Here is a 14471-nt window from a genome sequence, read left to right on the forward strand (position 1 = left end):
CGGCGGGGGCGGCGGACCGGACCGGGGCGCCGGCCGTGGCAGGATCGGCGCGTGCAGATCGGGTTGCTCGGGCCGTTCCAGGTCACCACGGACGGCGGCCTACCGGCCGACGTGCCGGGCGCACGGCTGCGCGGACTGCTGGCCGCCCTCGCGCTCCAGCCCGGCCGGGTGGTCCCGAAGGCCGCGCTCGTCGACTGGATCTGGGGCGAGCAGCCGCCCGCCGACGCCGCGAACGCGCTGCAACGGCTGGTGTCCCGGCTGCGCAAGGCGCTGCCGGCGGGCGCCGTCGACGGGCTGCCGGACGGCTACCGGCTCGCCGTCGAGCCCGACGCCGTCGACGCCGTACGGTTCGAACGTCTCGTCCGGCGGGCCCGCGACGGCGACGGGCCGCAGCGGGTACGGCTGCTGCGCGAGGCGCTGGGCCTGTGGCGCGGCGACGCGCTGCGCGACGTCGGCCTGCCCGACAGCCCGGCGCTCGACGCGGCGGCGACCCGGCTGGAACGGCTGCGCCTGACCGCGACGGAGGACCGGTACGACGCCGAGACCGGGCTCGGCGGGGAAGCGGACCTGATCCCGGAGCTGACCGACCTGGTGGCCGCCCATCCGGTACGCGAGCGGCTCGCCATGGCACTGATGCGCGCGCTCGTCGCGGCCGGCCGGGACACCGAGGCGCTGCTGGTCTACCAGCGCACCGCCGACGCGCTCGCCGACGCGCTGGGCGCCGACCCGTCGCCGGAACTGTCGGCGCTGCACGTCGCCCTGCTGCGGGGCGAGACGGTACGCCGCGACGACACCCGCCGGACCAACCTGCGCGCCGAGCTGACCAGCTTCGTCGGCCGGGACGCCGACCTCACCGCCGTCGGCGCGCTGGTGGCCGAGCACCGGCTCACCACGCTCACCGGCCCGGGTGGCTCCGGGAAGACCAGGCTGGCCACCGAGACCGGACGCCGGATGACGGGCGACCTGCCGGACGGCGTGTGGCTGGTGGAGTTCGCCGCGATCAGCGCCGACGGGGACGTGGCACAGGCGACGATCTCCGGGCTCGGCCTGCGCGACGCGCTGCTCGGCGACGCGGGCAGCGCGGAGCCGGGCGACCGGCTCGTCGCGGCGATCCGGGACCGGGAGATGCTGCTGATCCTGGACAACTGCGAACACGTCGTGGAGCAGGCGGCGGCGCTGGCGCACCGGCTGCTCGGCGAGTGCCGGCGGCTGCGGATCCTGGCCACCAGCCGGGAACCGCTCGGCATCACCGGGGAGGTGTTGTGGCCGGTCGCGCCGCTGGGCCTGCCGGACGGCGATGCCGCGGTCGCCGAGGTCGAGTCGTCGCCCGCCGTCCGCCTGCTGCGGGACCGGGCCGTCGCGGTCCGCCGGGACCTCGCGTCCGACGCCCGCACGGCGATGACGATGGCGCGGATCTGCCGCGCGCTCGACGGCATGCCGCTGGCGATCGAGCTGGCCGCGGCGCGGCTGCGCGCCATGTCCGTCGACCAGCTCGCCACCCGGCTCGACGACCGGTTCCGCCTGCTCACCGGTGGCAGCCGGACCGCCCTGCCCCGGCACCGGACGTTGCGCGCGATGGTCGACTGGAGCTGGGAACTGCTCACCGACGCCGAACGCGCGGTGCTGCGCCGGCTGTCGGTGTTCTCCGGCGGGGCGGGCCTGGACGCGGCCGAGCGGGTCTGCGCCGGCGGCGTCGTCGAGCCGGGCGACGTGCTCGACCTGCTCACCGCGCTGACCGAGAAGTCGCTGCTGGTCGCCGCCGGCGACGTCGCGCCGCGCTACCGCATGCTCGGCACGATCAAGGAGTACGCCGCGCAGCGGCTCGCCGAGGCGGGGGAGGCGGACCTCGCGCGCCACGCGCACCTGGCGTACTTCACCGAACTGGCCGAGACGGCGGAGCCGCGCCTGCGCCGCGCCGACCAGCTCACCTGGCTCGCCCGGCTCGAAGCCGAGCACGACAACATCACCGCCGCGATGCGCGGTGCGCTCGCCGCGGGCGAGGGGCGCGAGGCGATGCGGCTCGCGGCCGGCGCCGGCTGGTACTGGTGGCTCGGCGGCCACCGGACCGAGGGCATGGAACTGATCATCGCGGCCACCGAGACGCCCGGCGAGGTGCCCGACCACATCCGCGCCGTGGTGTACGGGCTGGTGGTGCTGTTCCTCAGCTCCGGCCCGGGCGACGCGCAGCACGCGGCCGAGTGGATCCACAAGGCGTACCGGTTGAGCGGGGAAGGCCGCGGCGGTCACCCGGAGCTGGCCCTTGTCGTGCCGATGGAGCGCATGCTGCGGGAGCCGGACGCGCTGCTGCCCGCCTGGGAGTCGCTGCTCGACCACGAGGACCCGTGGGTACGCGCGCTGGCCCGGCTGCACCTGGGCAAGCTGCGGGTCATCCTCGGCATCGAGGCGGCGGAGGCGGAGGCGTGCCTGCGGCAGGCGCTCGCCGAGTTCCGGGCGGTGGGCGAACGCTTCGGGATCTCGTTCGCGCTCAGCGAGCTGGCCGAGCTGATCGCCGTACGCGGTGACGTCGCCGCCGCCTGCGCGTACTACGAGCAGGCCGTCGCGGCGGTCACCGAGGTCGGCGCCGTCGAGGACGTGATCCGGATGCGGGCGCGGCTGGCCTGGCTGTACCGGCTGGGCGGCGACGAGGCGGCGAGCGCCGCCGCCGTGGCCGAGGCGCAACGGCTCGCCGCCCGGGTCGCCTGGCCGGGCGCGCTGGCCGAGCTGGCGCTGGCCGAGGCGTACATGGCCCGCCACGACGGCGACGCGGACGAGGCGTACGCGCAACTGCGGGCGGTGTCGGCGCTGCTCGGCGACGAGGCGGACCTGGCCGGCGTCCGGGCGGGCACCCAGGATCTGCTGGGCTATCTGGCCGAGGACGTCGAGCAGGCCCGTACCCATCGGGCGGCGGCGTGCCGGGCGGCGCGCGAGGGCGGCTACGCGCCGCTGACCGCGCAGGTGCTCGTCGGCGTCGCGGACCTGGCGTTGCGGCTGGACCGGCCGGACCAGGCGGCGCGGCTGCTGGGCGCGGGCGACGCGGTACGTGGGCTGCCCGACCGCACCCACCCCGACGTGCCCCGGATCGAGGCGGCGGCGCGCGACCGCCTCGGCGACGCGGGGTTCGCCGAGGCGGTCGCACAGGGCCGGGAGACCGGCTGGGAGCGGCTGGTCGAGATCACGCTCGCTTCGTGAACGTGGACCGCGCCCAGAGGTAGCCGACCAGCGCGATGCCGGCGCACCAGGCGATCGCGGGGATCACGTCACCGGCCGACGGCGCGCCGCCCAACAGGCCGCGCAGGGTCTCGATGATCGGCGTGAACGGCTGGTACTCGGCGAACTGCCGCAGTCCCGGCCCCATCTTGTCCGCCGGCACGATCGCGCTGCTGAAGAACGGCAGCAGGATCAGCGGCACGGCGGCCATGCCCGCAGACTCCGGCGACTTGGCGAACAGGCCCAGCGCGACTGTGAACCAGCTGACGGCGACGCTGAGCAGCACCACCATGCCGGCCACACCGAGCCAGTGCAGCGGATCGGCGGCCGGGCGGAAGCCGAGCAGGAACGCCACCCCGACCAGGGCCGTGACCGCGAGGACGTTCGTCAGCACGGTGGCGACGACGTGGCCGGTCAGCACCGCGCCCCGGGAGACGTGCATGACCTTGAACCGGTTGATGATGCCCTTGGTCATGTCGGAGCTGACCGACGTCGCGGTGCCGCCGAGGCCGTAGCAGACCGCCAGCAGCATCAGGCCCGGCGTCGCGTAGTCGACGTAGTCGACGCCGACGGAGAACGCGTCGCCGAGCATGTAGACGAACATCAGCATGACGATGATCGGCATCAGCACCGCGTTGAACACCGAGGTGGGGTTGCGGCGCAGGTGCGTCAGGTTACGGCGCAGCATGACGACCGAGTGGTTCCTGCTCATTTCGCGGCCACCTCCGGGGTGCGGCCCGTCAGGGCCAGGAAGACGTCGTCGAGGTCGGGGGTCTGTACGGACAGGTCGCCGGCGGTGATCGCGTGCGCGTCGAGCCGGTCGAGCAGGGCGCGCAGCGCCGCGGTCCCGCCGTCGGTGGGCACGCGCAGCGCCAGCGCCTCCTCGTCGCGTACCGCGTCGGGCAGCACCAGCGCCGCCGCGTCGAGTTCGGCGACGGTGCCGAACCGCAACCGCACGTGTGTGCCGGGGATCCGGCGCTTCAGCTCCTCCGGCGTGCCCTGGGCGACCAGCCGGCCCTGGTCGAGCACCGCGATCCGGTCGGCGAGGCGGTCGGCCTCGTCGAGGTACTGGGTGGTGAGGAAGACCGTCACGCCGCCGGCCACCAGCTCCCTGATGATCGACCACATGGTGCGGCGGCTGCGCGGGTCCAGCCCGGTCGTCGGCTCGTCCAGGAAGATGATCCGCGGCTCGCCGACCAGCGTCATCGCCAGGTCCAGCTTGCGGCGCATGCCCCCGGAGTACGTCGACACGAGCTTGTCGGCGGCCTCGACCAGGTCGAACCGTTCCAGCAGTTCCGCGACGACCCGCTTGCCGGGCACGCGGTCGCGCGGGCCGAGGTCGACCATGAGTTGCAGGTTCTCCCGCCCGGTCAGCAGTTCGTCCACCGCCGCGAACTGCCCGGTCACGCCGATCGCCGCGCGGACCGCCTTGGCCTCGGTGACCACGTCGTGCCCGGCGATCCGCACCGATCCGGCGTCCGCGCGGATCAGCGTGGTGAGGATGTTGATGGCTGTCGTCTTGCCGGCCCCGTTCGGCCCGAGCAGGGAGAAGATCGTCCCGGCGGGGACGTCCAGGTCGATGCCGTCGAGCACCACCCGGTCCTTGTACGCCTTGCGCAGCCCGGAGACCGCTATCGCTGAACTCGTCATGCGCCCACCATGGGCGGCCGTACCGCCACCGCCCTGACACGGCGCTGACACGGCCGCTGACAGCTTGTCGGTGGGGCGGCGTACGGTCCCGCCGTGGATCGGGAGACGTTCTGGGACATCGTGGAGCGGGCGCGCTCGACGCCGCCGACCGCGCTGCTCCCCCCGGCCCGGCGCCGGCCGACCCGGCCGGTGAGGACTTCGACTTCGGCGACGACGAGCAGATGCGCGCCCGCCTGCCGCGCCTGGCGGCGATCTACCGGCCGGTGGAATGAGGCGTCACGGCCCGCCGCCGACCCGATCCGGGTTAACCGCTGGTCCGCCGCGGGCCGGGTGGGCGAGCATGGTCGGCATGGCCGGGTCGACGGGTGCGAGGCTGCCGCTCCAGGGCGGGCTGCCACCCGGCGAGGCGCTGACCGGCGCGGTGCGGGAGATCGCCTGCGACGAGTCCGGCTTCTCCGGCACCAACCTGCTCGACCCGGCCACCCCGGTGATCGTCCACGCCAGCGTCGACCTGAGCCGTGACGAGGCGGCCGCGTTGATCGGTACGCTGCGGTCCGGGTTCCGGTTCTCGCCCGACGAGGTCAAGTCGCGGCAGTTCCTGCGCCGCCGCGAAGCCGCCGAGGCGGTGGAGTGGTTCCTGTCGGCGTTGCGCGGCCGGGCGCACGTGCACCTGGTCGACAAGGAGTTCTTCCTCGCCACCCGGGTCGTCGACCTGCTGCTGGCCGAGCCGTCGTACGCGGCGGGCACCCGCCTCGCCGGTGACCGGCGTCCGGCCGCGGCGGCGCTGCACCGGGCCGGGCGGGCGGCCGGACCCGGCTGGCCGGTCTTCCTCGCCGCCGTGGTCGAGATGCTGCGCACCAAGCGGCGGGACCGGGCCGACGACCGGAGCGTGGCACGGTTCTTCGCCGCGCGGGACGCGCTGCGCCGCCACGTCGACGACACGCAGGCCGGCGCGGTCCTCGACGCGCTCGACCCGGCCCGGGTGGCAGCCGTGCAGGCCCGGTTGTACGCGGGCGACCGGACGATCCCGCCGCCGCTGGAGCCGCTGCTGCCGGCGCTGGCCGAGACCGTCCTGCACTGGAGCGGCGGCCGGTGGCGAGTGCTGGTGATCCACGACGAGCAGAGCGCGCTCACCGAGGACCGGCTGCGCCGCCTCCAGGCGGCGCTGGCCGCGGGCGATCCGGCCGGCCCGTCGCCGCTGGCCGGGCTGGTGATGGCCGACTCGCGCGACGACCCGCGCGTCCAGGCCGCCGACCTGCTCGCCGGGGTGGCCCGCCGGATGCCCGGCGTCCCCGGCGACGGGCCGCTGCGCCCGCTGCTGTCCCCGGCTCCCGGCCACGACCCGGGCGCCGTCGTCGCGACGCACGAAGCGGGCGCCGCAGCCGTGGCGCACGACCCGAACGCCGTGACGGCGGAACAGGAGCGTACGTGATCCTCGACGACATGACGCCGCGCGCCGGAGTGCACTGCGAGACCACGACGCTCGGCGTGCTGACGCGGCACGCCGGCCTGGACCTGTCCGAGCCCATGCTGTTCGGTCTCGGCGAAGGGCTCGGCTTCCTCTACTGGGACGCCAAGAGCATGGACGTGCCGTTCCTCGGCGGGCGCACCAAGCCGCTGTGCGTGACCCGGGCCGCCGCCGGCCGCCTGGGTCTGGACCTGCGCGTCCGCGAGACGACGTCGGCGGCCAAGGCGTGGCGCGACGTCACCGACGCGCTGGACGCCGGGCACCCGGTCGGCCTGCAACTGGACTCGTACCACCTGGACTACTTCACCACCAAGGTCCACTTCGGCGGGCACACGGTCGCCGTGTACGGCTACGACGACACCCACGCCCACCTGGTCGACACCGCCCAGCAGGGCGGCGCGGTGACCACCACGCTGGAGAGCCTGGCGCGGGCGCGCGCCGCGCGTGGACCGATGACCGCGCGCCACCTGTCGTACACGCTCACCGCGCCCGGCGGCCCGCCGGACCTGGCCGCCGCCGTCCGCGCGGCGGTACGCGCCAACGCCGGGGCGTTCCTCGACCCGCCGATCGCCAACCTCGGCCACCGGGGGATCGCCACCGCCGCCGCCCGGGTGACCCGCTGGCTGGACCGCGCCGCCGATCCGGCCCGCGACCTGCCGCTCGCCGCGACGCTGATGGAACGCGGCGGCACGGGCGGCGCGCTGTTCCGCGCCGTGTACCGCGACTTCCTCGCCGAGGCCGCCGCCGTCACCGGCGACGCACGGGTGCGGCGGGCACAGCGGATGTACGCCGATATCGCGCCGCTGTGGACCGCCGTCGCCGACCACATCGCCACCGCCGGGCGGACCGGCGACGCCACCCACCTGACCCGCGCCTCGGAGGCCCTGGCCGACCTGGCCGTCCGCGAACGCGAGGCGATGACGGTGCTGGCCGCCGTGGACGCCGGGTAGCGGTCAGCCGAGCTGCTGGGCCAGCGCCACGATGACTCCCGCAGGGCCGCGCAGGTAGCACAGCCGGTAGACGTCGCCGTAGTCCGCCACCTCACCGATCAGCTCGCCGCCGTGGGCCCGCAGGCGGGCCACCGTGTCGTCGACGTCGTCCACGGCGAACATGACCGACCGCAGGCCGAGCGTGTTCGGCGGCGCGTCCGACGGTTCGGCGGCGACGAGCGCCGGCGCCCGGAACCGCGTCAGTTCGAGCTTGCCGTGGCCGTCCGGGGTGCGCATCATCGCGATGTCCACCCGCACGCCGTCCATGCCGTTGACCCGGTCCACCCAGGCCCCCTCGACCGGCGTCTCGCCCTCCACCTCCATGCCGAGTTCGGTGAAGAAGGCGATCGCGGCCGGCAGGTCGTCCACCACGACGCTGACGTGGTCCATCCGCTGAAGCGTCACGCCCCGAGCATAGGGCGACGTCCGGCCCGGTCAGCTCATGTCGAGCGTGTACGCGGCCTCCCGCACGTCGGCGTCCGGATGACGGCGCAAGCCGACGAGCAGGTCCCGCCACGGCGTCTTCCAGCCGAACTCCGACCCGTGCGCGACGAGCGCCACCGCGAACAGCCCACCGGCCAGGTCGCCGCGCCCGGCGAGGCGGGCCACCGTGCCGGCGAGGGCCGTCGGGTCGGGCCGCCGCCGCATGGTGAGCAGGCGATCGCCGACGCGTTGCGCGGTGCGCACCGCGACCACGGGCCGGCCCGCGCAGAGCGCGGCGACCTCGTCCAGGTCGTCGAGGCGGCCGAGGTCGACGAGCAGCCCGGTGGCCGTACCCAGGAAGGTGTCCCGGCCGGCGAGCCACCGCGCGGCCTCGACCAGCCCGGCCCGGTCGGCGGCGGCCGGGCGGCTGTCGGACCACAGGGCCGCGCCCTCCGCGAGCAGCTCGACGCGCCGCCGGGCGGGCCGGTCGGCGGCCGGACCGCCCGGGTCGTCGTCGGCGGCGTCCCGCTCCACCAGCCGGGTCAGCGCGGCCCGGAACGCCCCGTCGCCGCCGGCCCGCAGCAGGTGCGCCACCCCGATGCCCGGCGTCGTCTCGTCCGGGTCGGTGAGCCGGTCCACGACCAGGTCGGTGACGCCGGTCAGCCACTGCCACCACTCGCCGAGCGCGTCGAACGCCGCGCGGCGGACCTCCCGGTCGTCGGCCCGGCACGCCTGCACCACCAGCGCGGCGTAGGTGCGGCGGTGGCGCTGCGAGATCCCGGACGGGTACGCGCCGAGGACCGCCCGCCGCTCCTCCCGGCTGGCGTGCACCGCCGCGCGCAGGACCGCCCAGCCCGCCTCGGTCCCCAGCCGCTGCCGGGCGGCGGAGACGATCGCCGCGCGCACGTCGCGGTGCGTGCCCGGATCGGCGTACGCCTCACCGAGCGCCGCCATCACGTCCACGTGCGCGTAGCGGGCCAGGAGCCGGGCGGCCTCCTTGCGGCTGGTGACCTTCGCGGCGCCGGTCAGCACCCCGCCCAGCAGCTCGGCCAGCCGGGCCGGCGGGACGTACCGGGCGGCCCGCCCGGCGGCGTACAGCGCGACGCGTGCCCGGTCGCCGTCGGCGTACCGGAGCAGCACCGGGAACGCCTCGTCCGGCCGGTCGGTCCAGACCAGCGCGCCCAGCGCCGCCTCGGCGACCGGCACCTCGGACGCGTCGACGTGGCGCAGCACCAGCTCGCGTCCGGCCGGTCCGGCCCCGGCGGCGGCCCGGATCGCCGCCGCCCGCTGCCACACCCGGTGACCGGAGTCGGCGACGACGCGCGCCTGGAGCGCCACGAAGCGTTCCTGGTGGCGGGGGAGCCACCGTTGCGCGCGCGGCGCCGGGCCGGGCACCCACCGTTTCCCGTTCTCCACGAACCTGCCGCGCGGGGGCCGGTCCAGCACCCGGTCGAGCAGGTCGGTGCGGGACGTGCAGACGATCGCCCACACCTCGCCGATCGCGATCGCCGACGCGTCGATGTCGAGCACCTCGGCGACGCGCCGCGAGCGGGTACGCGGATCGGCGAGCCAGAGCCCGGCCGCCGTCCGGGCCACAGCGGGCAGGGTGTCCGGCCCGATGGTCCGGCGCAGCAGGTCCTGCAGCTCCGGCAGACGCCAGGCCCGCCGGCCGAGCGCGTGGGTGAACGCGAACAGCAGTCCGTACCGGCCGCGCGCCATGCCCGCCTCGATCCGGCCGCGCAGCCGGTCGAACACCACCGCCTCCTGGCCGTGCCGCAGCACGGTGTCGAGCCGGCGCAGCACCGGAACGTTCGCGTCGCTGCTCACCGCGTCGATCGTGCGCAGTGCCCATTCGACCAGTTCCGGCACGTCCACGTGGTGGGTGAGGACGTCGACGGCGAGCCGGCTCAACGCGGTGGTGGTGGTCGCCGAGGCGTCCCGCGCGTCGACCGCGTCGGTGGTGAGCCCGGTCAGTCCACCGGCGCTCGTGGCGGTGAGCAGCGGCGCCACAGTGGCGAGCGCGGTGAGCGCGGCCGCGCGTACCGGGTCCTGCTCGTTGCGCAGCCGGCCGAGGCGGACCACCACCTGGGCCACCGTGCGCGGGTCGCGGGACCGGCGCGCGGCCGCCACCAGCAGCCGCCAGCCGTCCGCCCGCTCGTCCGCGTCGCCCGAGCGCAGCGCCGCGCTCGCCGACGCGGACGCCTCCGGCCAGGGCAGGTACGCGCTCCAGAACCGCACCTGCTCCTCCCGCTCGCGGACCGACGGCAGGGTCAGCACCCGGGCCGCCTCGCGCGCCCGTACCGCCGCCGGCAGCACCTCCATCACCTGGGCGCCGGGCAGCAGCGCCGTGGTGTCGGTGTCGGCCAGCGCCCCGTCGTACAGCGCGGCGCGGCGGCTCGGCGCCACGGCACGGAGCAACGCAGCGAGCGCCCGGTCGTGGTCCCGCAGCCGGGCGGCGAGCGGGATCAGCTCGCCGGTGGGCAGCGTGGCGACGCGGAGCAGCAGCGCCCGGGGCGGCACGATCCGGGCCAGCCAGGCCGCGCGGCCGGGCGTCGTGAGCAGGCGTACGACCCGGCGCGCGTCGTGTGCGGCGAGCCGCCCGTACGCGACGGGCGGGCCGGGCAGCGACTCCTCGGGCGCGTACGCGTCGAGCAGGTCCAGCGCCCGCGCCGGATCACCGCCCAGCACCGCTCCGGCGACCTCCGCCCAGATCCGCCCGCGCGCCTCGGGCGGGGCCGCGGCGAGCCGTTCACCGGCGCGCGCCAGCACGATGTCGCGGTGCGACCGCATCAGCCGTTCCGGGTTCAGCGCGTGTTCCAGATCGGGCAGCCACGCCCGTACCGTCTCGGGGCCGCAGGCCGGCAGCAACGCGGCGGCCTCGTGGTCACCGAACCGCTCGCGTACCCCGATGATCAGCGCGTCGGCGACGGCCGGCACCGGGTTGCGGCGCAGCGCCCGGTAGACGCGCCGCCGCGCGCCGGCCGGCTGGTCGGTCAGGTCGGCGGGCGTCACGCCGGCCCGCACGGCGGCGGTCAGCGCGGTGGCGGCGATCGCGGGCTCCGGGTCGTACGTCGCGGCCAGGACCGCCGCGGTGTCCCGGGTGGCCAGCGCGGCGAGCAGCGCGAGACGCCGCTCGTAGCTGCCGCGCCGGCGCAGGTCGGCGCAGACCTGCGCACGGTCGGGCGCGGTGCGTGCCCACGCCACGAGGCGCCGCGTCCGATCTTGGTGGGACAGCGGGTCGAGGGCGGTCAGCAGATCGCGGGTGGGGGTGAGCACGGCGCTCATTGTGCCGGTGCGAGGGCGGGCGCTGCTGCCCCGTGGCGCTTATTCTGCAATTCCTAGAGAAATTGTAGACTTTCAGCGTTCTCTCAGCCGACCGGGATTGACATCAATCGGACCGTCGGGGATATTCCTAGCGGCGCGTCGGGGCGCGGGGCGGAGCAGGCGAGGTCTGCGGACTTCACCTGCGTGACGTGCGGAAAGGTGTTCGTGCTGCCCCTGCTCCGCGGGGTCCGGATGAGGTTGGGAAATGATTAATCGGGCCGTCGAATTCGCCAAGCACAATTCGCCGAATTCTCTGCGCGTCAAGGCCCGGCGGGCGCAGATGGAAGCGCGCAACGCCCGCATGCGACTCACCGTTCCGGTAGTGGCACACAGCGAGTTCGACAACATCTTCCACTGCACCGTCCGCAAGACCGGCAGCCAGTGGATCAAGGCGTTGTTCAGCGACCCGGCCGTCTACCGCCACTGCGGGATGCTGCCCTACGACCCGCGCTTCTACGCCGGCGGGGCGACCGCGCCGGTGCCGGCCGGCCGTATCGGCCTGGCGATCTTCCTCTCCCACAAGCGGTTCGAGGCGGTGCCCAAGGCCGGCAGCTACCGCGCGTTCTTCGTGATCCGCGACCCGCGCGACGTGGTCGTCTCCAGCTACTTCTCGCTGCGCAACTCGCACGCCCCGATGGGCGACATCCCGCAGGCACGCAAGGCCCTCCAGGAACTGCCGAAGAAGGAGGGCATGCTCTACGTCATCGACCGCCTGCGCGACAAGAAGCAGTTCGGGCAGATGCGGTCCTGGGCGGTCGCGCCGAGCGACGAGACGTTCCGGCTGTTCCGCTACGAGGACCTGACCGGCGAGCGGCAGGCCGACGAGGTCGACCAGCTCCTGCGGCACTGCGGCATCACGCTGCCGCCGGCCGAGCTGGAGGCCCTGCTGGCCCGCTACAGCTTCACCAGGATGAAGAAGTCGAAGGAGACGCCCGGGCGGATCTCCCACTACCGCAAGGGCGCGTCCGGCGACTGGCGCAACCACTTCGACGACGACATCTACGCCGCGTACACGAAGGCGGCCGGTGACCTCGCGGAGATCCTCGGCTACCCCGCCCGGGACGACGAGCGGAACGAGCAGGAGTCCGCCGCACGGTAGAGCGGGACACAGGACCGGGGGAGAAGAATGCCGGACCGGGAGATGATCATTGCTTCCCTGGGAACCGCCGGGGTGGAGGTGGTCGACTTCCACTGGGACTCCGCCGGGCTCCCGGCCTCGGCGGCCTGGATGCTCTCCGCGTGCTCGACCGAGGACGGCAGGGAGGATGTCGAGTTCATGTTCGACGACTCCTGCCTGATCGAGGGCGCCAACGCGGCGTGGTGGGACTTCGCGTACACGGGCCGGTTGTTCGACGAAGAGGGGTGCTTTCTCGTCTCGGTCGGGCCGGTCGACGGAGAGCCGTCAGCGGGGCCGCACTGGGCCCGGGTGCGGCTGCGCGACGAATGGGACGTCATCGGCAAGGGCGTGGACCGGGGTGTGCTGGGAGGTTTGCGCGACTGAGCCGGAGAGCCGGACCGGCCGTTCTCCGGGCGCCCGACCACTCGTGCCCCGTGGCCGCCGTATGCTCCTGCCGTGGAGCTGCGGTTCACCACCCGGACGTCCGACTCGGACTGGATCGACACCGTGTGGACCTGCACCAGCGATCGGGTCGACGAGATGACGTCGGTGGCGACCCCGTGCTGGGGACTCGTGTTCTGGCAGCGCGACGGGCGCTCGTACGCGGCCGTCTCCGGCCCCGAGACCGCGACCGGCACCGCGCCGGTGCCCGAGGGCGCCACGTTCGTCGGCATCGAGTTCGCGGTGGGCACCTCGCTGCGGCTCGTACCCACGCCCGCGCTGGTCGACGGCGGCACCGAGCTGCCCGACGTGAGCCGCCGGAAGTTCCGGCTCGACGGCGGCCGGTGGCCCACGCCCGGCCCGGACGACGCCGAGGCCCTGGTCGACCGGCTGGTCCGCGCCGGCGTGGTGGTCCGCGACCCGCTCGTCACCGAGACCCTGCGCGGCGGCCGCCCACCGGCCTCACCCCGTACCCTCGAACGCCGGTTCCGCGCCGCGACCGGCCTGACCCGGGGCGCGGTGCGGCAGATCGACCGCGCGCGCCGCGCCGCCGTGCTGCTGGCCGCCGGCGGCCCGCCCGCCGACGCGGTCACCACCTTCGGGTACGTGGACGAACCGCACCTGGCCCGCGCGCTGCGCCGGTACGTCGGGCGGACGGCCGGTGAGCTGCGCGCGGGCGCAGGTGGTGCGATAGCGCTGGACCCGGCTCAGCGGGTCACGTCGTAGATCAGCTTGACCACGCCGTTGGGGTAGGCGGCGGAGTCGCGCAGACGCAGCGTCTGCCGGTCCCGGTCGGCCTGGCTGAACAGGCTCTTGCCGGCGCCGAGCAGCACCGGGAAGACGAGCAGGTGGTACCTGTCGATCAGGTCCGCCTCGGCGAGACGGCGGGCGAGTTCCGCGCTGCCGTGGATGAAGACGTCGCCGCCGTCGCCCTGCTTGAGCGCGGCCACGTCGGCGGTGCTCCGCAGGACCGTCGTCGGCCCCCAGCCGTCGACCAGCGCGTCCTCGGGCAGACTGGACGACACCACGTACTTCGGCAGGTCCCGGTAGGCGGCGTGGTCCTCGGAGTCGCGCCAGGTCGGCGCGAACGCCTCGTAGCTGCGCCGGCCGAACATCAGCGCCGTGGTCTGCGTCAGTTCCTCGCCCTTGAGCGAGAACGCCTCCGGCAGGAACTCGACGTCCTTGACGACCCAGCCGCCGCTGCGGTGCTCCTCGCCCGGGCCGCCGCCGGGGGAGTCCACGACGCCGTCGAGCGACATGAATCCGGTGTACACAAGATCACGCATGCGGCCATGCTAGGAACGGCCGCCACCTGCTGTCTTGTACGGAACCGACACGCCTCAGCAGCCGCACGAGACGCCGGCCGGGGCGGTGAGGTCGTCGGCGGGCCGCCGGACGAGCCCCGCCTCGGTGCGTACCGGGAAACCCTCCCGCACCCAGTACTCGTACCCGCCGATCATCTCCTTGACCGGCCGGCCGAGCCGGGCGAACTCCAGCGCCGCGCGGGTGGCGCCGTTGCAGCCCGGCCCCCAGCAGTAGGTGACCACTGTGGCGTCCGGCGGGACCAGCTCGCCCGCCCGCGCGGCGATCTCGGTGGTGGGCAGGTGCACGGCGCCGGGGATGTGCCCCTGCCGCCACGCCGGAAGGGAGCGCGAGTCGACCACGACCAGGCCGGGGACGCCCGCCTCCAGGTCGGCGCGCACGTCGCTCACGTCGGCCTCGAACGAGAGCCGGGCCGCGAAGTGGGCGAGGGCGTCGGCGGGGCGGGCGGCGGGAATGCGCAGGACGTTCGACATGGCACCCATCGTGGTGGCCGCCGTCCGGCCGCTCCAGTGGCGCGAGCGACGCCCTT

General features: G+C 75.0%; 12 protein-coding genes. 6 read left to right on the forward strand and 6 right to left on the reverse strand.

All coding sequences use genetic code 11. The features are described 5' to 3' along the window. Nucleotides 1–51 precede the first annotated feature (51 nt). Entirely contained in the window at nt 52–3189 is a 3138-nt protein-coding gene (locus M8C11_RS15975) for a BTAD domain-containing putative transcriptional regulator (RefSeq protein WP_252450132.1), read from the forward strand. On the opposite strand, the gene M8C11_RS15980 is transcribed toward M8C11_RS15975, so the two are convergent. Beyond that, on the reverse strand, nt 3173–3919 hold the full coding sequence (locus M8C11_RS15980; protein WP_252450133.1) for an ABC transporter permease: 747 nt from the start codon (nt 3917–3919) through the stop codon (nt 3173–3175). The two genes, M8C11_RS15975 and M8C11_RS15980, sit on opposite strands and share 17 nt — an antisense overlap. Continuing rightward, nucleotides 3916–4857 carry an ATP-binding cassette domain-containing protein gene (locus tag M8C11_RS15985; protein WP_252450134.1) on the reverse strand — a complete coding sequence of 314 codons (942 nt, stop codon included), beginning with the start codon at nt 4855–4857 and terminating at the stop codon, nt 3916–3918. Before M8C11_RS15985 ends, M8C11_RS15980 begins: the two co-directional genes overlap by 4 nt. A gap of 349 nt (nt 4858–5206) precedes the next feature. Here M8C11_RS15985 and M8C11_RS15990 point away from each other — a divergent pair, with 349 nt between their 5' ends. Both M8C11_RS15990 and M8C11_RS15995 read left to right on the forward strand, forming a co-directional pair. Then, nucleotides 5207–6289 carry a hypothetical protein gene (locus M8C11_RS15990; protein WP_252450135.1) on the forward strand — a complete coding sequence of 361 codons (1083 nt, stop codon included), beginning with the start codon at nt 5207–5209 and terminating at the stop codon, nt 6287–6289. Continuing rightward, nucleotides 6286–7275, forward strand: a complete 990-nt coding sequence (locus M8C11_RS15995; protein WP_252450136.1) for a BtrH N-terminal domain-containing protein — start codon at nt 6286–6288, stop codon at nt 7273–7275. Before M8C11_RS15990 ends, M8C11_RS15995 begins: the two co-directional genes overlap by 4 nt. A 3-nt stretch (nt 7276–7278) precedes the next feature. On the opposite strand, the gene M8C11_RS16000 is transcribed toward M8C11_RS15995, so the two are convergent. Both M8C11_RS16000 and M8C11_RS16005 read right to left on the reverse strand, forming a co-directional pair. After that, nucleotides 7279–7704, reverse strand: a complete 426-nt coding sequence (locus M8C11_RS16000) for a VOC family protein (RefSeq protein WP_071095991.1) — start codon at nt 7702–7704, stop codon at nt 7279–7281. A gap of 45 nt (nt 7705–7749) precedes the next feature. Then, complete coding sequence (locus M8C11_RS16005; protein ID WP_252450137.1) at nt 7750–11022, reverse strand: hypothetical protein; 3273 nt, start codon at nt 11020–11022, stop codon at nt 7750–7752. A gap of 244 nt (nt 11023–11266) precedes the next feature. Here M8C11_RS16005 and M8C11_RS16010 point away from each other — a divergent pair, with 244 nt between their 5' ends. The 3 genes from M8C11_RS16010 to M8C11_RS16020 all read left to right on the forward strand — a co-directional run bounded on the left by M8C11_RS16010 (nt 11267) and on the right by M8C11_RS16020 (nt 13345). After that, on the forward strand, nt 11267–12160 hold the full coding sequence (locus M8C11_RS16010; RefSeq protein ID WP_252450138.1) for a sulfotransferase domain-containing protein: 894 nt from the start codon (nt 11267–11269) through the stop codon (nt 12158–12160). 27 nt (nt 12161–12187) lie between these two features. Then, the gene (locus M8C11_RS16015; RefSeq protein WP_252450139.1) at nt 12188–12562 is read left to right on the forward strand and encodes a hypothetical protein; all 375 of its coding nucleotides are present in this window, start codon (nt 12188–12190) and stop codon (nt 12560–12562) included. Between the two features lie 72 nt (nt 12563–12634). After that, nucleotides 12635–13345: a helix-turn-helix domain-containing protein gene (locus tag M8C11_RS16020; RefSeq protein WP_071095984.1), complete on the forward strand. Its 711-nt coding sequence runs from the start codon at nt 12635–12637 to the stop codon at nt 13343–13345. On the opposite strand, the gene M8C11_RS16025 is transcribed toward M8C11_RS16020, so the two are convergent. Both M8C11_RS16025 and M8C11_RS16030 read right to left on the reverse strand, forming a co-directional pair. Then, nucleotides 13327–13905 carry a dihydrofolate reductase family protein gene (locus M8C11_RS16025; RefSeq protein ID WP_071095982.1) on the reverse strand — a complete coding sequence of 193 codons (579 nt, stop codon included), beginning with the start codon at nt 13903–13905 and terminating at the stop codon, nt 13327–13329. The genes M8C11_RS16020 and M8C11_RS16025 overlap by 19 nt on opposite strands. Before the next feature lie 54 nt (nt 13906–13959). Then, nucleotides 13960–14424 carry a rhodanese-like domain-containing protein gene (locus M8C11_RS16030; RefSeq protein ID WP_252450140.1) on the reverse strand — a complete coding sequence of 155 codons (465 nt, stop codon included), beginning with the start codon at nt 14422–14424 and terminating at the stop codon, nt 13960–13962. Between the last annotated feature and the right edge of the window lie 47 nt (nt 14425–14471).

The organism is Micromonospora sp. CPM1 (assembly GCF_023896895.1).
Taxonomy (GTDB): Bacteria; Actinomycetota; Actinomycetes; order Mycobacteriales; family Micromonosporaceae; genus Micromonospora; species Micromonospora tulbaghiae.